Here is a 17475-nt window from a genome sequence, read left to right as displayed (position 1 = left end):
CTCGTGTCCCCGACCACGACGTTAGGAGGCGCCCGGCGGCCCGCCATCCGGGAAACCACTCACGGCACCACTCATGGCATCACTCAGGTCCGGCGTGCGTACCAGGCGGCGATCTGCGCCCGGGAGTCGAAGCCGAGCTTGGTGAGGATGTGGGTGACGTGGTTCTCGGCGGTGCGCTCGGACAGCACCAGCCGGTCGGCGATCTGCCGGTTGCTGAGCCCTTCCATGACCAGCGCGGCGACCTCCTCCTCGCGAGGGGTCAGTACGCCCTTGGGACGCGCGGCCGTGTCCTGGAGCTCGGCGACCCACCGGCCCAGGGGACCCAGCCCCAGACGGCGCGCGACGGCCGAGGCGGCGGTGAGGTGTTCGGCCGCGGCTTCGGCGTCGGCCGGCCCGCCGCGGCGGGCGAGGAGCATCCGCGCCGTCTCCAACCGGACGTACGTCTCGTACGGCGGTGAGCCCGTCGCCCGGCAGGAGGCGAGCGCGGCGCGCAGATGCCGCTCGGCGGCCGGCCAGTCCTCCAGGAGGGTCGCGAGCATGCCGAGGTAGAGGGTGACCGGGCCGTTGGACGGGTTGTGCGCGCCGGCGGTGACATGCCGGTCGGCGTACGGGAGGAGGTCGTCGTAGAGGAGTACGGCGGACTCGCGGTCCCCGAACACCGAGGCCAGGTGGGCGTTGGTGGTGCCCGCGACGATCCACTCCGGGAGGCCGCTGGGCACGTCCCGCAGATACGGGGTGATCGCGCCCCACACCTCGGCGGCCTCGTCCGTCCGCCCGGCGCCGACGAGCAGCTCGGCGAGCCACCCCATCGCGATGAACGGTCCCCCGGCGATGAACTCCCGCACCCCGGCCTCGACTTCCTCGAACCCCTCCCCGGTCTGCAGCGCCAGATGGGACCGGAAGACGAGGTCCAGGAACTCCGCGCCCTCGTGCCCGCCGCGCCGGCCGATCTCCAGTGCGCGGTCGGCGAGTTCGCGGGCGGCCTCGTGGCGGCCCTCGTACAGCGCGAGGCAGGCCCTGATCCGCAACAGCCGCCACTGCCACAGGGGTTCTTTCATGCGGGTCACGAGGTCCGTGAACTGGGCCAGCTCGGCGTCGAGTTGGAGGCGGCGGCCCAGTTCCCAGAACGCGTCCAGGCGCCAGGCGTGGCCCCAGGCGGCGGGTTCCGGGCGGCCGGTCTCGCGGGCCAGGCGCAGGGCGCGTTCGCCGAGGGAGAGGCGTTGCAGGACGTGACGGCCGTCCACGAGTGTCGTGGTGCGGGCCTGCAGGGCGAGGAACAGGGCGTCCGCGTCACCGCAGGCCTCGGCGGCGGCCAGCGCGCGGCGGCCGGCCTCCTGGGTCTCCTCGTCGCCGGCGAACGGGTCGGTGGTGACGGCGAGTTGGGCCAGGACGCGCGCTTCCCGTACGGGGTCTTCGGCCGGGGCGTTGTGGAGGAGTTCCAGGGCCGTCTCGCTGAGGGCGTGGAGTTCGGTGGTGACGGGGGAGTTGGTGATGCCGCGTACGACGGTGACGGCGTCGGCGACGGTCTCGGCGTCGCCGGCCGCGGTGCCGAGCGCGGCGGCCTCGCGGCAGGCGCGCCAGGCCTCTTCGACGGCGCCGGAACGGAAGGCGGAGCCGGCGAGGTCGAGGAGGAGGCGGGGGCGGTGGCGGTCTCCGTCCGGTACGAGGGGGAGGAGTTTCAGGGCCTCCCTGTACTGGAACGCGGCGTGCTCGTAGGCGAGTTGGTCGTGGGCGCGGCGGGCTGCGGCGCGGGTGGTGGTGAGGGCCTCGGTGGCTGCGGTGCGGGGGGCTGCCTGGCGGAGGTGGTGGGCGAGGGCGTCGATGGGGCCGGCGGTTCGGGTGAGTGCGGTTGCTGCGCGGGCATGGAGCCGTTGGCGGTCTGTGGAGGGGAGTTCGGCGTAGAGGGCCTCTTGGGTGAGGGCGTGGGAGAAGCGGAGGGTGTGGGGGGTGGGGGTGCTGACGAGCCCTGCGGAGAGGGCCTCGTCGATATGCCGCAACGCCTCGGCTTCGCCATCGCCGAATGTCTTCCCACCCGCACCACCCGTGACAGTTTCGTGGTCGGGTGCGGGTGGCCCTTGTGGGGCGAAATCGCCGTCGGCGGCTGCGGGTTCGTGTGCCGGTGTCACCGCGGGTTCGCGCGCCTGCGTCGCCTCGGACACGTGCGCCTGCGCGGCCGCGGGTACGGCAGCCTGCGCGGGCGCGGGCCCCTCCGCCTGCGCGGCCGCGGGTACGTCAGCCTGCGCGGGCGCGGGCCCCTCCGCCTGTGCCGCCGCGGACCCGTCCGTCCACGCCGCCGCGGGCCCCTCCACCCGCGCGGTCATGGACTCGTCGTAAACCGTCGCCGTCAGCAGTTGGATCGTGAACTCGCGGCCCAGTACCGATGCCTGGCGCAGTGTCTGTCTGCAGGCCGGGGTCAGGCGGTCGAGGCGGCTGCCTACTGCTTCTCGTACCGTGCGGGGGAGGGGGACGTGGCCGTCCTGGGAGGCGGGGCCGTGGGCGTGGGCCTCCAGTAGGCGGACCATTTCCTTGACGAACAGGGGGTTTCCCTCGCAGCGTTCCTGGACGACCTTCAGGAGGCGGGGGCCGGGGGTGTGGCCCAGGGTGTGTGCGGCGAGTTCGGTGACCTCGGACGGGGTGAGGGCGCCGAGGGTGAGGGAGCTCGCCGTGCGTTCGCGGGCGGCGGCGCGCAGGACCGTGCCGGCCTCGCCGTACGCGAAGGCCTCCTGGCCGCGGTAGAGCCCCGCCAGCAGTACCGGGTCGTCGGCCACGGCGGACGCGGTCCACTGCAGCAGCCGTAGGGACGGCTCGTCGGCCCAGTGCAGGTCGTCGACCACGACCAGGAGGCCCTGGCCGGCGGCCGCGGCGCGGAGTTCCTCTACGGCGTGGTCGAAGACCTGGAAGCGGTTCTCGGGGGCGGTGGCGGGATCCGCGAGCGTGCCCGCGGGGCGGCCGATGGCGCGCAGGATCTGGACCCAGGGCCAGTACGGCGCCGTACCACCGCCCTCCAGGCAGGCACCCCAGGCCACCCGCATCCCGGCGGTTCTGGCGCGCCGCCCGAGGGCGTGTGCCAGCGCGGTCTTCCCGGCCCCGGCGTCCCCCTCGACGAGCACCAGCCCGCCTCCGCCGGCCCGCGCCGCCGCCAGCCGCCGTTCCAGCACGGCGAGCTCCCGCCCACGCCCGACGAACTCGCCGCCGAGGATGTCGTCCGTCACTTTTCCAGCGTAGGGGCGACCAGGCTGAGCAGGAGGTCTTCGGCGGAGCGCAGGGGGCGCACGGGGGTGTGAGGGCGAGGCGCCGAGAGACCGGCGCTAGCCCAGTCGCGCCGTGTCCAGCAGCTCCCGGGCCATCCGTGCCGCCGGTTCCGCCGTCTGGTCGGCCACCTTGCGGAAGGTTTCCTGGGCCGCTCGGGCCGGCCAGGCCGGGGGGAGGTGGCGGGCCGGGAGGCGGGGGTCCGTGCGGATCGTGCCGAGCCATTCGCTGACCAGGAGCAGCCGGGTGCCGATCGGGTCCTCGCCGGAGTCCGCGCCGAGGTGGGCCGTCCAGCGCTTGTCGAAGGTGACGTAACGCGCGGCGATGCTCTCCAGGTCCCAGGTGTCGCTGATCATCAGCTCGATGTCCGTGGCCTGGTCGGCCTGCGCGTGGAAGATCTTCACGTGGGCGGCGAGACCCAGCTCCGCGACGATCGACGTGACATCGACATGGCCGGGGGCGATCCACAGGCCGCTGTAGAGCGCGCCGAACCCGGACCAGGTCAACTGGGAGCGCAGGTCGTGGCGCTGACGTTTCCAGGAGTCGGGGAGGGAGAAGCCGAGGAGGGTCCAGGAGCCGTCCCAGTCGTCGTTGACCGCGCCCTGCCGCCAGACCCGGTTGCGGCCGTCGTGCAGTACGGCCGTGGCCTGCGGGGTGAGGCCGAAGTACATCCGGCGCCCCTCGCGCTTGCGCTGCAGCAGGCCCCGGTTGACCATCCGGGTCAGCGTGGAGCGCACGGCCTGCTCACCGACGCCGACCCGGCCCAGCACCTCGATGATGCTGCCCGAGTACACGCACAGGTCGCCCTGCTCCAGCACATGGTTGCCGAAGAAGGCGAGCATGAGCGACTGCGGCCGAGGCTGCGAACCACCGTCCGCCGTGCCGTCGCCGCCCGAGGTCTCCAGGATGCCGTCGTCCACCACGGTGGCAAGCGTACGTGGGCTCACTGCCTCCCGGAGGGCTCCAGAATGGGAGACCGCCGTGACCTTCACGACGCGAGGCGGGAGGAGCAGATGAGGGTTCGCTATCTGGGCGCCCCAGACACGCCCCCCGACCCGCTCGACGGCAGACACCACTTCACCCCGGGACAGGAATACGTCGTACTCGAACTCCATGTCCGCAGCGACGGATCCTCCTCCCTGCGCATCGAGCACTCGCCACGCGATCTCGCCGGGCTGTACGGCGGGAAGTACTTCGAGCAGGCGTCCGATGTAGGGGGGAAGCGGTGGCGGCCGCTCCCCGTCGCGCGCTCGCGCGACTCGTCGTCAGTCCAGGCCCAGCGCCTCGCGGAGTGTCGTGAACAGGTCTGTCTGGTTGGTGACGCCCAGGACGTGGTAGGCCTGCGGGCCCTGCGCCGCGATGCGGACCTGCGTGCCGGTGTGCTCCTGGGACAGGCCCGGTGTGTTGGTGGAGTAGTTGACCTTCAGCTGCCGGCCCTCGTCGGTGACCAGGGTGGAGGAGAGGCCGGGCGGGGTGGCCTCCAGCGGGACGATCTGGCTGGTGTGGCCGTGGTCGGCGGTGGTGACGACCAGGGTGTCGGGGTGCTCGGCCGCGTACGCGCGGGCCACCCTCACCGCCTTGTCGAACGCCGCTGTCTCACCGATCTGCCCGCACGGGTCGGCCGCGTGGTCCTGCTTGTCGATCGAGGCGCCCTCGATCTGCAGGAAGAAGCCCTTCCCGGAGTGGATCGCCTTCTGCCTGGCCTCCAGGAGCTGGATCGCCTTCGTGGCGGAGTCGGCCAGGCTCGGGGTGGACGCGGGGCGGTTCGCGTTGGAGGTCACGCAGCGCTGCGGATCCGTGCCGCCGACGGCCGCCGCCTTGCCGGTCCACTCGACCGGAACGTTGCCGCCGGCGAACAGACCGAGCACCGGCCGGCCGGCCTTCGCGGCCTTCATCGACGCGTCGTCCGTGACGACCTGGTAACCCAGCTTCCGCGCCTGCTCGGTGACGGTCAGGCCCTTGTACCTGCCGTCGGTGACCTTCTGGTCGAAGCGCTGCTTGCCCCCGCCGAAGAGCACGTCCACCTTGTGGTTGACCGACTGCTCGGCGATCGAGCCGGGACCGCCGGCCGCGATGGTGTCCGCGGCGCACTTGGCCATGTCGGCCGGGCCCTGGCAGGAACGGTCCGTGACATGCGAGGCGAGCACGGCCGGAGTGGCATCGGTCAGCTCGGCCGTGGTCACGCTTCCGGTGGCGTAACCGCCCTCCTGCGCCAGCTCCAGGATGGTCTTCACGGCCTTGTCGGTGCCGGGCGTCTTGGAGATACGGCCGTTGACCGTCTTCACGCCGGTCGCCCAGCCGGTGCCGCTCGCGGCGGAGTCGGTGACGTAGTCCGGGGTGCCGTCCGCGTGCACGGCGTACGTCGTGTAGGCGCCGGTCATCGGGAACCTGTCCATGTTCAGGCGGCCGTCGGCGCCGACCGTGTAGTCCCGGGCCAGCGTGATCTCCGAGTCGCCCATGCCGTCGCCGATCAGCAGGATGACGTTCTTCGCCTTCCCGCCCCGGACGGCTGCCTTCGCCTGCCGCGCGCTGTCGAAGGCACCGGCGGCGCCGGTGACGGCGAGCGCCGCAGCGGTGGCGGTGAGCAGCGCGGTGGCGACGGCGAGCTGACGACGGGAGGGTCTGCGCATGGCGTGCGGCTCCTTGGATACGGATGTCAACGCAGCGCAGCACACCAGCCGTTGGTGATCAATGAGAAAGTCATGGGTCGCCGTTCGTTTCAGTCGCATGCCACACACAGGAGGGGGCGCCGGTGAACGCGCTGTCCGTCACGCTGGTCCACGCCTGTCTGCGCGACGGCACGGGCGGCAGCCCGACCGCGGTGGTACTGGACGAACCGGCCCTGAGCGACGAGGAGCGCCGGCGCGTGCCGCTGGAGTGGGGCACGTCGCACGCCGTCTACGTCGACCGCCGCGCACCCACGGTGAGCCTCCGCTTCTTCACCGCGGAGGGCGAACTGCCGGCCTGCGGCCACGGCACGGTGGCCGCACTGGCCCTCCTCGCCTCCCGGTCCGAGGGCACGTCCGAGCCCGGGCCGGGCGCCGGGCCGGGCTATCGAGCCACCCTCCGCGCGGCAGGCCGCGTCTTCGACGGCTGGGCGGAACGGGACGGCGACCACCTCACCGCCGCCTTCGACCCCGGCCCGGTGGATCTGCGTGCGCCGACCGAGGCCGAACGCACACTCGTGCTGCCCGCGCTGGGCCTGACGCCGGAGGAGACGGGGCCGTCGCAGACACAGGTGGCAGGGGTCGGCAGGGAACGGCTCCTGGTGAGCGTCCCCACCCGCGAACACCTCGCCGCGCTCACCCCGGACCTCGACCGCCTCCGCGCCGCCTGCGACCGCTTCGGCCTGCTGGGCGCCTACGTCTACTGCGAGCCCTCTCCCGAAGCCCGCCTGGCGGCCCGCATGTTCGCGCCGTCCATCGGCGTCCCGGAGGACATCGCCAACGCGAACAGCACCGCCTGCCTCGCCGCGCACCTGGCGCTCCGCGGCTTCACGGGGATCACCGTCGACATGGGCGACACGCTCGGCAGCCCGGCCACGATCACCGCCACGGCCCACCCCGGCCCGACGGGCCTCCGTGTCCACGTGGGAGGCAGCGCCGACGTCACCGCCGCCCGGCGCCTACCCTGACCAGCCGCCCGGCTCGACTCAGGGCCACACCAGGCAGTACGGCTGATGCCCCGCCTCATGCAGACGGTGGCTGAAGTCCTGCCACTCGTGCAGCAGTTGGTACACGTTGAACGCGTCCCGCGGGCCACCCCGGTCCGGGACCGTCGACCAGATGAAGGCCGCCGCGCCGACCGCTTCCTCGCCTATGCCGCGCAGGGGGTCCACCACCGTCATGGGGAGCTTGACGACCGCGTAGTCGGGGTGGAGGACGACCAGTTCCAGCGGGGGCACCTTGTGCAGGGGCACGCCTTCTATGCCCGTGAGGACCATCGCCGCCATCGTCTCCGGCTTGATCTTCGTGAACATGCCGTTCATGCCGAGCTCGTCGCCGCCGAGTTCCTCGGGGCGCATCGAGATCGGGACGCGGGCCGCGGTCGCGCCGTCCGGCGCGCCGAAGTACTTGTACGTCACCCCCACCCGACCACCATTCCTGCTCCCCGCCCGGAGCTGGTCGATCCGGCGGTCGCCCCGCCGCTCGCCCTGCTCGGACTCACTCGGTACACCCTGTCCCTGACGTGTCTCGGCAGCTTCCTCCGCCTCGCGTCGGTGCCTTCCCCGCCGGGCACGTCGAGGACCCAGGTCGTCAGTCCCCTCGCCCAGTCCGCCACCGCGATGCATATCTCCACCCGACTGCTTTTCTAGGACGCGTGGCCCCCGCCGCGCAACCCGATCATCGTGTCAGTGACCTCCCCCACGGCCGCCCGCCGAAACGTGCGTTGAAACACCTGTCCGCAGGATCTTCGCAGCCCCTGAACAAGCCTCCGTACACCTGTCCGTACATCTGTCCGTACACCTATACGTACGCGAGGCCGTTCCAGCTGTGTGTATCAGGTCCCAGTTTCGCAGATCACCTCGGGCGGTGGCTGTCCCTCGGGTCGGCGGCGGCGCTGGCCTACCCTGAGGAGGTCACAGGCAACCGGAGCCCGAGAAGTCGAGAAGGTCGGAGAAGTCGCTGGTCATGAGCGAACTGCCATTTCCTTACGAAGCACCCGTGTCGCAGGCGCTGTTCGACCGCGCGGCCGCCGTCACGCCCGGCGGCGTGAACTCCCCGGTGCGCGCCTTCCGTGCCGTGGGCGGCACCCCCCGGTTCATGGTGTCGGGCAAGGGGCCGTATCTGACGGACGCCGACGGGCGCGAGTACGTCGACCTCGTCTGCTCCTGGGGGCCCATGATCCTCGGGCACTCCCACCCCGAGGTCATCGCCGCCGTCCAGGACGCCGTCTCGCGCGGCACCTCCTTCGGCACCCCCGGCGAGGGCGAGGTCGCGCTCGCCGAGGAGATCGTCGCCCGGGTCGAGCCCGTCGAGCAGGTGCGGCTCGTCAGCAGCGGCACCGAGGCCACCATGTCCGCCATCCGGCTCGCCCGCGGGTTCACCCGCCGCAGCAAGGTGATCAAGTTCGCCGGGTGTTACCACGGTCACGTCGACTCGCTGCTCGCCGCCGCGGGGAGCGGGGTCGCCACCTTCGCGCTGCCCGACACCCCCGGCGTCACCGGCGCCCAGGCCGGCGACACGATCGTGCTGCCGTACAACGATCTCGAAGCCGTGCAGGAGGCCTTCCACCGGCACCCCGGCGAGATCGCCTGTGTGATCACCGAGGCCTCGCCCGGGAACATGGGCGTGGTGCCGCCGCGGCCCGGGTTCAACCAGGGGCTGAAGGACGCCTGCTCGAAGAACGGCGCGCTCTTCATCTCCGACGAGGTCATGACCGGGTTCAGGACCAGTCGGGCCGGGTGGTACGGGATCGACGGCGTCCGGCCCGACCTGATGACCTTCGGGAAGGTCATGGGGGGCGGGTTCCCCGCCGCCGCCTTCGGAGGGCGGGAGGACATCATGGGCCATCTCGCGCCCGCCGGGCCCGTCTACCAGGCCGGCACCCTTTCCGGGAACCCCGTCGCGACGGCCGCCGGTCTCGCTCAGCTGCGGCTCCTCGACGAGGCCGCGTACGACAAGGTCAACGCCGTGTCGGAGCAGATCCAGGCGCTCGTCACCGAGGCCTTCTCCAAGGAGGGCGTTGCGCACCGGGTGCAGCGCGCCTCCAACATGTTCTCCGTCTTCTTCACGGACCGGGACGTCCGTGACTACGAGGACGCCAAGAAGCAGGAGTCCTTCCGCTTCACCGCGTTCTTCCACTCGATGCTGGCGCAGGGCGTCTACCTTCCGCCCTCCTCCTTCGAGTCCTGGTTCGTGTCCACGGCCCACGACGAACAGGCCGTGCAGCGCATCGCCGACGCCCTCCCGGCGGCGGCCCGAGCAGCGGCGGAGGCGACCGCGTGAGCGAGCAGACCAACGGCGAGATCACCGTCGTACACGTGATGCGGCACGGTGAGGTGGACAACCCGGACGGCGTTCTGTACGGGCGGCTGGCCGGGTACCACCTGTCGGAGCTCGGGCGGCAGATGGCCGACCGGGTCGCCGAGCACCTCGCCTCCCGCGACATCACCTACGTCTGCGCCTCGCCGCTGGAGCGGGCCCAGGAGACCGCGACGCCGATCGCCAAGGCGCACGGGCTGGACCTCGCGAGCGACGAGCGGCTCATCGAGGCCGACAACGTCTTCCAGGGGAAGACGTTCGGGGTCGGGGACGGCGCGCTGAAGAAGCCGGCGAACTGGAAGTACCTCGTCAACCCGTTCCGGCCGTCCTGGGGCGAGGCCTACGTCGACATCGTCGTACGGATGATGCAGGCACTGGACGCGGCGAAGGAGCGGGCGCGGGGGCACGAGGCCGTGCTCGTCAGCCACCAGCTGCCGATCTGGACCGTGCGGTCGTACGTCGAGAAGCGGCGGCTGTGGCACGACCCGCGCAAGCGGCAGTGCACGCTCGCCTCGCTCACGTCCTTCACGTACCAGGGCGACAGGATCGTGTCCGTTGGCTACAGCGAACCGGCCATCGACCTCGTCCCGGCCCACCTCCGCGCCGGCGCCAAGCCGACCCCGGGCAAGAGCAAGGCCTTCGGGGCCTAGGTCCGCACAACGGGCGCACAGGAAGCCCGTATTGAGGCCCGCGGGGTATTCGTTACATTTGTTACTAGATCGCCGTGATCGAGAGGAACCTCCCCCTTCGTCATGTCCTCTGAGTGGGTGACCACCAGAGCACATGACGAATCGGGGTTGGAATGCGCACTCGGAGCGCTCTTTCGCGCAGGGGAATGCTCGGTCTCGGCGCGGGTGCCGCGGCGGCCGCCGGACTCGCCGGCTGCGGCACCCTCAAGCCGTCAGACGGGTCGACCCGTACATCGGGTTCCCACGGCGGAGGCAAAGGGAGCGGCGGTACGTCCCACCCCGCCAAGCCCATCGGCGACGGCTCGACCTCCTTCACCGGCAAGCAGCCCCACCAGCCGGCCAAGCCCCAGCCGCTGGAGCCCGGCCAGACCCCGCCCCAGTTCGTGATCTTCTCCTGGGACGGCGCCGGCGAGGTCGGCAACGGCCTCTTCCCGCGCTTCCTCGACCTCGCCAAGCAGCACGGCGCGTCCATGACCTTCTTCCTCTCCGGGCTCTATCTGCTGCCCGAGTCGAAGAAGCGGCTCTACAACCCGCCGAACAACCCCCGCGGCGCCTCCGACATCGGCTACCTCACCGACGAGCACGTCAAGGCCACGCTCACCAACGTCCGCCGCGCCTGGCTCGAAGGGCACGAGATAGGCACCCACTTCAACGGCCACTTCTGCGGCGGCTACGGCAGCGTCGGCAACTGGACGCCCGCCCAGTGGAAGAGCGAGATCCAGCAGGCCAAGGCCTTCGTCAAGGAGTGGCGCACCAACACCGGCTGGACCGACCTGCCCGCCCTCCCCTTCGACTACGAGAAGGAACTCGTCGGCGGCCGTACGCCCTGTCTGCTCGGCCAGGACAACCTGCTGCCCACCGCCAAGGAGCTCGGCTGGCGCTACGACGCCTCCTCGCCCGGCGGCCGCCAGGTCTGGCCGGAGAAGAAGCTCGGCATCTGGGACCTGCCCCTCCAGCAGATCCCGTTCCCGGGGCGGTCCTTCGAGGTGCTGTCCATGGACTACAACATGCTCGCCAACCAGTCGATCAACTCGACCCAGGCGCCCGCCTACAACTACCCGGCCTGGCGCACCCAGTCCGCACAGGCCTACATATCCGGCTTCAGGCGGGCATACGAGACCAACCGGGCACCCTTCTTCGTCGGCAACCACTTCGAGCACTGGAACGGCGGCATCTACATGGACGCCGTCGAGGAGGCCTTCAAGCACATCGCCGCGGAGAAGGAGAAGGGCGCGGACGTCCGGCTCGTCTCCTTCCGGCAGTACGTCGACTGGATGGACGTACAGAAGCCGGAAGTCCTCGCCGAGCTGCGCACTCTCGACGTCGGACAGGCGCCCGCGGGTGGCTGGAAGAGCTTCCTCAAGGAGGCCGCCACGACGCCTTCGTCGACCGCCTCCGCGACCTGAGGGGGGTGCGCAAGATCCTCAGAACGGGCATGCGAAACTTTTCACATGAGTGCCGCCAACCGCGCCCCCCTGCGCTCGAAACACAGCCGTGCCGTTCTGCTCACCGCAGTGGCCGCGGCCTCGGCGCTGACCCTGTCCGCGTGCAGCAGCGGGGGCACCTCCGGCGGAGGCGGTGACACCAACTTCGTCATGGGCAAGGACGGCATCTCCACCGTCAAGGAGGGGAAGCGGGCCGCCGCGCCCGACCTGTCCGGCAAGACCGTCGACGGGGCACAGCTCGATGTCGCCTCCTTCAAGGGCAAGGTCGTCGTCCTGAACGTGTGGGGCTCCTGGTGCGCCCCCTGCCGCGCCGAGGCGCCCAACCTGGAGAAGGTCTACCAGGACCTCAAGTCCAAGGGCGTCCAGTTCGTCGGCATCAACACCCGTGACACCAGCACCGCGAACGCCGCCGCCTTCGAGAAGCAGCAGGGCGTCACCTTCCCCAGCCTGTACGACCCGACGGGCAAGCTGATGCTCCGCTTCAAGAAGGGCACGCTCAACCCGCAGGCCATCCCCTCCACGCTCGTCCTCGACCGGGACGGGAAGATCGCCGCCCGCTCGCTGGCCGCGCTCAGCGAGGACAAGCTGCGCAAGATGATCGACCCGGTCCTCGCGGAGAAGTGACGTGAGCGCACTCACCACGCTCGCCGCCGACGGCTACAACGGCACCGTGCTCAACGGCGCCCTGCTGGTCGCCCTGCCCATCGCCCTGCTCGGCGGCCTCGTCTCCTTCTTCTCCCCGTGCGTCCTGCCGCTCGTGCCCGGCTATCTCTCGTACGTCACCGGAGTCGCCGGCACCGACCTGGCCGAGGCCCGGCGCGGGCGGATGGTGACCGGGGCCTCCCTGTTCGTGCTCGGCTTCACCGCCGTGTTCGTCTCCAGCGGGGCCCTGTTCGGCTACTTCGGCGACACCCTCCAGGACAACAAGGGCGTCCTGTCGAAGGTGCTGGGCGCGCTCATGATCCTCATGGGCGTCTTCTTCATGGGCCTGATGCCCTGGATGACCCAGCGCGAGTTCCGTATCCACAAGCGGCCCGTCGCCGGACTCGCCGGCGCGCCCCTGCTCGGCGCGCTGTTCGGCATCGGCTGGACGCCGTGCATCGGACCGACCCTCGCCTCCGTGCTGACCCTCTCCTCGCAGCAGGGCAGCGCCGGCCGGGGCGCCATACTGACCATCGCCTACTGCCTCGGCCTCGGTGTGCCCTTCGTGCTCGCCGCGGTCGCCTTCCGCAAGGCGCTCGGCGCCTTCGGCTGGGTCAAGCGCCACTACGTCTGGGTGATGCGGATCGGCGGCACGATGATGATCGTGACCGGTCTGCTGCTGCTCACCGGCGCCTGGGACCGAATCGTGCAGGACATGCAGTCCTGGTCCGCCGGCTTCACCGTGGGGATCTGATCGATGAGCAAGACCACAACGGACGCGACCCCCGAGCGGGCCGACGGCACGCCCCCCGAGCGGGCCGACGACGCGGACCTCGGAGCCGCCGGCTCCCAGCTGTCCACGGCCCCCAAGGAGGAGCTGCCGGGCCTGCCCTCCCTGGGCGTCATCGGCTGGGCCCGCTGGTTCTGGCGCCAGCTCACCTCCATGCGGGTCGCGCTGCTGCTGCTCCTGCTGGTCTCCCTCGGCGCGATCCCCGGCTCGCTGATCCCGCAGTCCGGCACCGACGCCACGAAGGTCGCCGACTTCCGCAAGGCGCACACCTTCCTGTCGCCGATCTACGACAAGCTCGGCCTCTTCCACGTCTACAGCTCGGTGTGGTTCGCCGCGATCTACATCCTGCTGTTCGTCTCCCTCATCGGCTGCATCGTCCCGCGCACCTGGCAGTTCGTCGGCCAGCTGCGCGGCCGCCCGCCGCGCGCACCCAAGCGCCTGACCCGGCTGCCCGCCTACACGACCTGGCGGACCGAGACGGAGCCCGAGCAGGTGCGCGAGGCCGCCCTCGCCCTGCTCAAGAAGCGCCGCTTCCGCGCCCACCTCGCCGGTGACGCCGTCGCCGCCGAGAAGGGCTACCTCCGCGAGATCGGCAACCTCGCCTTCCACATCGCGCTGATCGTGATGCTGATCGCCTTCGCCTGGGGCCAGCTCTTCAAGTCCGAGGGCAACAAGCTGATCGTCGAGGGCGACGGCTTCTCCAACACCACCACGCAGTACGACGACTTCAAGTCCGGCAACCTCTTCACCACCGACGACCTGGTGCCGTTCAGCTTCACCCTGGACAAGTTCACCGGCACCTACGAGACCGACGGCCCCAACCGCGGCACCCCGCGCACCTACCAGGCCGCCCTCACCTACAGCCAGGGCGCCTACGGCAAGGACCAGAAGCGGACCGTCAAGGTCAACGAGCCGCTGTCGATCGGCGACGCCAAGGTCTACCTCACCGCCCACGGCTACGCGCCCGTCATCACGGTCCGCGACGGCAAGGGCAAGGTCGTCTACAGCGATGCCGTGCCCCTCCTTCCGCTCGACTCCAACGTCACCTCCACCGGTGTGGTCAAGGTCCTCGACGGCTACAAGAACGCCAAGGGCGTCAGCGAACAGCTCGGCATCTCCGCCTTCTTCCTGCCGACCTACACCAAGGGCAGCGAGACCGCGTCCACCTTCCCGGCGCTGGACAACCCGGTGCTGAACCTGACGCCGTACCACGGCGACCTCGGTGTCGACTCCGGTATCCCGCAGAGCGTGTACCAGCTCGACAAGTCGCATGTGAAGGAGTTCAAGGACGCCAAGGGCGCCCAGCTCCGCGACAACCTGAAGCCCGGCCAGACCATGAAGCTCCCGGGCGGCGCCGGCTCCATCACCTACGAGGGCACCAAGGAGTGGGCGAACTTCCAGGTCGTCCAGCAGCCCGGCACCGACTGGGCACTCGCCGGCGCCCTCACCGCCATCTTCGGCCTCGCCGCCTCCCTGTTCATCCAGCGCCGCCGTGTCTGGGTGCGGGCGGTGGCCGGCCCCGACGGCGTCACCGTCGTCGAGATGGCCGGCCTCGGCCGCAGCGAGTCCGCGAAGGTCCCCGAGGAGCTCGGCGACCTCGCCGGGATCCTGTACGACCAAGACGAAAAAACCACCCCCGAACCCGAAGTCGCACCTGCCGAAGGGGCTGAGAAGTGACTCTCGCCGCCGGAACCGAGTTGGCCACCGCGACCAACGAACACCTCGCGAACATCAGCAACACGCTGATCTACTCCGCGATGGCCGTCTACACCCTGGCCTTCTTCACCTACATCGCCGAGTGGATCTTCGGCAGCCGCAGCAAGGTCGCCCGCACCGCCGCCGCCCTCACCCCGGGCGCGGCCGGCGCCAAGGGCAAGGCGCCGGCCGTCACCGTGAACAAGGCCGGCGGCACCGCCGTACTGGAGCGGCCGAAGGTCGTCGTGCGGTCCGCGGCCGGGGCGCGGGACGTGCCCGACGGGCCCGGGGCGCACGGCGGGGACGAGCAGGGCGACCTCTACGGGCGTATCGCCATCTCGCTCACCGTGCTCGCGTATCTCATCCATCTCGGTGGTGTGATCGCTCGCGCGGCCTCGGTGGAGCGGGCGCCGTGGGGCAACATGTACGAGTTCAACATCACCTTCTCCGCGGTCGCCGTCACCGTGTACCTCGCGCTGCTCGCGCTGCGGAAGAACGTGCGCTGGCTCGGGCTGTTCCTGGTCACGACGGTCCTCCTCGATCTCGGCATCGCCGTCACTGTCTTGTACACCGCCAGTGACCAGTTGGTTCCCGCCCTCCACTCGTACTGGCTCTACATCCACGTCTCGACCGCCATCCTGTGCGGCGCGGTCTTCTACGTGGGCGCGGCCGGCACGCTGCTCTACCTCTTCAAGGACTCCTACGAGACCAAGCTGGAGAACGGCGGCACGCCCGGCCGCTTCGCGACGTCCTTCCTGGAGCGGCTGCCCGCGTCCTCGTCCCTGGACAAGTTCGCCTACCGCCTGAACGCCGCGGTCTTCCCGCTGTGGACGTTCACGATCATCGCGGGCGCGATCTGGGCCGAGTCGGCCTGGGGCCGCTACTGGGGCTGGGACCCCAAGGAGACCTGGGCGTTCATCACCTGGGTCGCCTACGCCTGCTACCTGCACGCCCGCGCCACCGCCGGCTGGAAGGGCCGCAAGGCCGCCTACCTGGCCCTGATCGCCTTCGGCTGCTGGCTGTTCAACTACTACGGCGTCAACATCTTCGTCTCCGGCAAGCACTCGTACGCGGGCGTCTGAGCCGCGACTGACCGACACTGGTGTCATGAGCGGTTCCATCGCGCAGGGCACCAGCCAGACCCACGGGAGCACGCACATACTCCACTTCCTGGTGCGGCTCCCACGGCCGATGGAGGACGTCTGGCAGGCGGTGGCCACCCCCGCGGGAATCGCGCGGTGGTTCACCGCCGCCGAGGTCCTCGAACCCCGGCTCGGCGGCGCGGTCACCCTGCGTGGCCTGGGCGGCGGCCGGGTCACCGCCTGGGACGTGGACCGGGTCGCCGAGTACACGCTGGACGCCGGCGACCGGCTCCGCTTCCACCTGGAGCGGGACGGCGAGGACGGCACGGCCCTCCGCTTCACCCACGAGTACCCGCACGACGGGCGGCCGGAGCCCGGCTGGCGGGCCCGCTTCGAGACGCTGCTCAGCCGACCGTGATCGAGTCCAGCTTCGCCCGCAGGTACACGTGCGAGTCCACGGCCTCGTACGCCACCCGCCCCACCGGAGCCGGCACGGACTCCACCAGCGTCCCCGGCGTGCACTCGCCGAAGTAGACCAGGGACATCAGCTCCTCGGCGGGCGCGTCCGCGGGCGGCGGCAGCACCCGGTGCCGGCCCGACCGCCACCGGTCACCCGTCCAACGGGCCATCAGATCCCCGATGTTGATCGTGAAGGCCTCCGGGTCGAAGGGCGCGTCCTCCCAGCCGCCCTCGTCCGTGAAGACCTGGAGCCCGCCCTTGCCCGCCTGCCGGTCCAGGATCGTCACCGTGCCGAAGTCGGTGTGCGGGCCGATCCGGAACTGGCCCGGCTGCGGCTCGCCGATCACCTCGGTCCCCGGATACCAGTTGATGTTGAAGCCGTAGGTCGGGTGGTCCATGTGCCGGGAGAAGAAGTCGGCTTCCAGCCCGAGCGCCGTGCCCAGCAGCGACAGCAGCTGCTTCTCCAGCTCCGCCATCCGGTCCAGGTACTCCTCGCACAGCGCCCGCAGCTCGGGCACCTCGGCCGGCCACACGTTGGGCGCGTACCACTCGGCGTTGACGACCGGGTCCTCGAAGGGCTCGTGGGTCGCGAAGGTCAGGGACTCCTTCAGGTCCGGCGGGGTCTCGGTGCCCTCCGAGTAGCCGTTGGCCTCGGCGCCCGGCCCGAGCCAGCCGCGCCCGCCCACCTTCACCTCGTACTCCTTCTTCGTCTCCACCGGCATCCGGAAGAAGGCGCGCGCCGCCTCCCGGATCCCGGTGCGCAGGGCCGGGTCCACCCCGTGCCCCGTGACCAGCAGGAACCCGGCCGTCTGCAGGGCCTCGTCGACGGTCCGGGCGATGTCCTTGCGGGCCTGTTCGTCGCCGTCCAGCCAGGGACGCAGGTCGATGGTCGGAACGCGCGGATTACTCACCGATGTCCTCATTCCACAGTGCCGGGTTGTTCTTGATGAAGTCGGTCATCATCGCGACGCACTCGGCGTCGTCGAGCAGCACGATCTCCACGCCGTGCTCGGCCAGCCAGTCGTGCCCGCCGTGGAAGGTCGCCGACTCGCCGACGACCACCCGGGAGATGCCGAACTGGCGGACCAGCCCGGAGCAGTACCAGCAGGGCGAGAGGGTGGTGACCATGGTCGTCCCGCGATACGACCGCTGCCGTCCCGCATTGCGGAACGCGGCCGTCTCCGCGTGCATCGAGGGGTCGTCGTCCTGGACGCGCCGGTTGTGGCCGCGGCCGAGAAGCGTGCCGTCGGCGCCGTAGAGCGCGGCGCCGATCGGGATACCGCCCTCCGCGAGGCCGGCGCGGGCCTCGGCGACGGCGGTGGCGAGCCAGGTGCGTGCCAGTGCCTGATCCATACGTCCCACTCTCCTGTGGCCGAAACACGAGGGCAACGTGCGGAAAGTACTCTCCCGGCATCCCGCCGCCGGACGAACTGTCCGACC

General features: G+C 70.8%; 15 protein-coding genes. 9 read left to right on the top strand and 6 right to left on the bottom strand.

Annotated features, from left to right (window positions below; translation table 11 throughout):
* Nucleotides 1-83 precede the first annotated feature (83 nt).
* The 3 genes from ABZ848_RS14710 to ABZ848_RS14700 form a co-directional block, all read right to left on the bottom strand.
* Nucleotides 84-3212 (bottom strand): AAA family ATPase, encoded by a 3129-nt coding sequence (locus ABZ848_RS14710; RefSeq protein ID WP_360830753.1) that lies wholly within the window; start codon nucleotides 3210-3212, stop codon nucleotides 84-86.
* Between the two features lie 96 nt (nucleotides 3213-3308).
* On the bottom strand, nucleotides 3309-4172 hold the full coding sequence (locus tag ABZ848_RS14705; RefSeq protein ID WP_360830750.1) for a PaaX family transcriptional regulator C-terminal domain-containing protein: 864 nt from the start codon (nucleotides 4170-4172) through the stop codon (nucleotides 3309-3311).
* Between the two features lie 342 nt (nucleotides 4173-4514).
* Complete coding sequence (locus ABZ848_RS14700) at nucleotides 4515-5879, bottom strand: alkaline phosphatase (RefSeq protein ID WP_360830747.1); 1365 nt, start codon at nucleotides 5877-5879, stop codon at nucleotides 4515-4517.
* 122 nt (nucleotides 5880-6001) lie between these two features.
* Here ABZ848_RS14700 and ABZ848_RS14695 point away from each other — a divergent pair, with 122 nt between their 5' ends.
* Nucleotides 6002-6883, top strand: coding sequence for a PhzF family phenazine biosynthesis protein (locus tag ABZ848_RS14695; RefSeq protein ID WP_360830744.1), 882 nt, complete (start codon nucleotides 6002-6004; stop codon nucleotides 6881-6883).
* An 18-nt stretch (nucleotides 6884-6901) separates the two neighbouring features.
* On the opposite strand, the gene ABZ848_RS14690 is transcribed toward ABZ848_RS14695, so the two are convergent.
* Nucleotides 6902-7540, bottom strand: a complete 639-nt coding sequence (locus tag ABZ848_RS14690; RefSeq protein ID WP_360830741.1) for a hypothetical protein — start codon at nucleotides 7538-7540, stop codon at nucleotides 6902-6904.
* Between the two features lie 340 nt (nucleotides 7541-7880).
* Between ABZ848_RS14690 and hemL the strand changes: the two genes are divergently transcribed.
* From hemL to ABZ848_RS14650, 8 genes are all read left to right on the top strand, one after another.
* Nucleotides 7881-9197: a glutamate-1-semialdehyde 2,1-aminomutase gene (gene hemL / locus ABZ848_RS14685; RefSeq protein ID WP_360830738.1), complete on the top strand. Its 1317-nt coding sequence runs from the start codon at nucleotides 7881-7883 to the stop codon at nucleotides 9195-9197.
* A gap of 38 nt (nucleotides 9198-9235) precedes the next feature.
* Entirely contained in the window at nucleotides 9236-9883 is a 648-nt protein-coding gene (locus ABZ848_RS14680; RefSeq protein ID WP_360830959.1) for a histidine phosphatase family protein, read from the top strand.
* Nucleotides 9884-10035: 152 nt separating this feature from the next.
* The gene (locus ABZ848_RS14675; protein ID WP_360830735.1) at nucleotides 10036-11328 is read left to right on the top strand and encodes a hypothetical protein; all 1293 of its coding nucleotides are present in this window, start codon (nucleotides 10036-10038) and stop codon (nucleotides 11326-11328) included.
* A gap of 45 nt (nucleotides 11329-11373) precedes the next feature.
* Nucleotides 11374-11991 (top strand): TlpA disulfide reductase family protein, encoded by a 618-nt coding sequence (locus ABZ848_RS14670; RefSeq protein WP_360830732.1) that lies wholly within the window; start codon nucleotides 11374-11376, stop codon nucleotides 11989-11991.
* Nucleotide 11992: 1 nt separating this feature from the next.
* Nucleotides 11993-12763, top strand: coding sequence for a cytochrome c biogenesis protein CcdA (locus tag ABZ848_RS14665; RefSeq protein ID WP_242778033.1), 771 nt, complete (start codon nucleotides 11993-11995; stop codon nucleotides 12761-12763).
* A gap of 3 nt (nucleotides 12764-12766) precedes the next feature.
* A complete protein-coding gene (locus ABZ848_RS14660) occupies nucleotides 12767-14476 on the top strand; it encodes a cytochrome c biogenesis protein ResB (protein ID WP_360830729.1) in 1710 nt (569 codons plus the stop codon).
* Nucleotides 14473-15576 (top strand): c-type cytochrome biogenesis protein CcsB, encoded by a 1104-nt coding sequence (gene ccsB / locus ABZ848_RS14655; protein WP_360830726.1) that lies wholly within the window; start codon nucleotides 14473-14475, stop codon nucleotides 15574-15576. The genes ABZ848_RS14660 and ccsB overlap by 4 nt, the downstream gene beginning before the upstream one ends.
* A 25-nt stretch (nucleotides 15577-15601) precedes the next feature.
* A complete protein-coding gene (locus tag ABZ848_RS14650; RefSeq protein WP_360830723.1) occupies nucleotides 15602-15994 on the top strand; it encodes an SRPBCC domain-containing protein in 393 nt (130 codons plus the stop codon).
* On the opposite strand, the gene ABZ848_RS14645 is transcribed toward ABZ848_RS14650, so the two are convergent.
* Entirely contained in the window at nucleotides 15981-16958 is a 978-nt protein-coding gene (locus ABZ848_RS14645; protein ID WP_360830720.1) for a 2-oxoglutarate and iron-dependent oxygenase domain-containing protein, read from the bottom strand. The genes ABZ848_RS14650 and ABZ848_RS14645 overlap by 14 nt on opposite strands.
* Complete coding sequence (locus tag ABZ848_RS14640; protein WP_360830717.1) at nucleotides 16939-17388, bottom strand: nucleoside deaminase; 450 nt, start codon at nucleotides 17386-17388, stop codon at nucleotides 16939-16941. The genes ABZ848_RS14645 and ABZ848_RS14640 overlap by 20 nt, the downstream gene beginning before the upstream one ends.
* Between the last annotated feature and the right edge of the window lie 87 nt (nucleotides 17389-17475).

Origin of the sequence: Streptomyces sp. NPDC047081 (assembly GCF_040643775.1) — a bacterium.
In the GTDB taxonomy this organism is placed as follows: domain Bacteria; phylum Actinomycetota; class Actinomycetes; order Streptomycetales; family Streptomycetaceae; genus Streptomyces.
Note: the sequence above shows the minus strand (reverse complement) of the source record. Positions and strands in the feature narration are given on the sequence as shown.

What these genes read in the sequence shown, in the direction of transcription:
- ABZ848_RS14700 (WP_360830747.1), bottom strand. Translation starts at nt 5,879, where the DNA reads ATGCGCAGACCCTCCCGTCGTCAGCTCGCCGTCGCCACCGCGCTGCTC.
- ABZ848_RS14690 (WP_360830741.1), bottom strand. Translation starts at nt 7,540, where the DNA reads ATGCATCGCGGTGGCGGACTGGGCGAGGGGACTGACGACCTGGGTCCT.
- hemL (WP_360830738.1), top strand. Translation starts at nt 7,881, where the DNA reads ATGAGCGAACTGCCATTTCCTTACGAAGCACCCGTGTCGCAGGCGCTG.
- ABZ848_RS14680 (WP_360830959.1), top strand. Translation starts at nt 9,236, where the DNA reads ATGCGGCACGGTGAGGTGGACAACCCGGACGGCGTTCTGTACGGGCGG.
- ABZ848_RS14675 (WP_360830735.1), top strand. Translation starts at nt 10,036, where the DNA reads ATGCGCACTCGGAGCGCTCTTTCGCGCAGGGGAATGCTCGGTCTCGGC.
- ABZ848_RS14670 (WP_360830732.1), top strand. Translation starts at nt 11,374, where the DNA reads ATGAGTGCCGCCAACCGCGCCCCCCTGCGCTCGAAACACAGCCGTGCC.
- ABZ848_RS14660 (WP_360830729.1), top strand. Translation starts at nt 12,767, where the DNA reads ATGAGCAAGACCACAACGGACGCGACCCCCGAGCGGGCCGACGGCACG.
- ABZ848_RS14650 (WP_360830723.1), top strand. Translation starts at nt 15,602, where the DNA reads ATGAGCGGTTCCATCGCGCAGGGCACCAGCCAGACCCACGGGAGCACG.
- ABZ848_RS14645 (WP_360830720.1), bottom strand. Translation starts at nt 16,958, where the DNA reads ATGAGGACATCGGTGAGTAATCCGCGCGTTCCGACCATCGACCTGCGT.
- ABZ848_RS14640 (WP_360830717.1), bottom strand. Translation starts at nt 17,388, where the DNA reads ATGGATCAGGCACTGGCACGCACCTGGCTCGCCACCGCCGTCGCCGAG.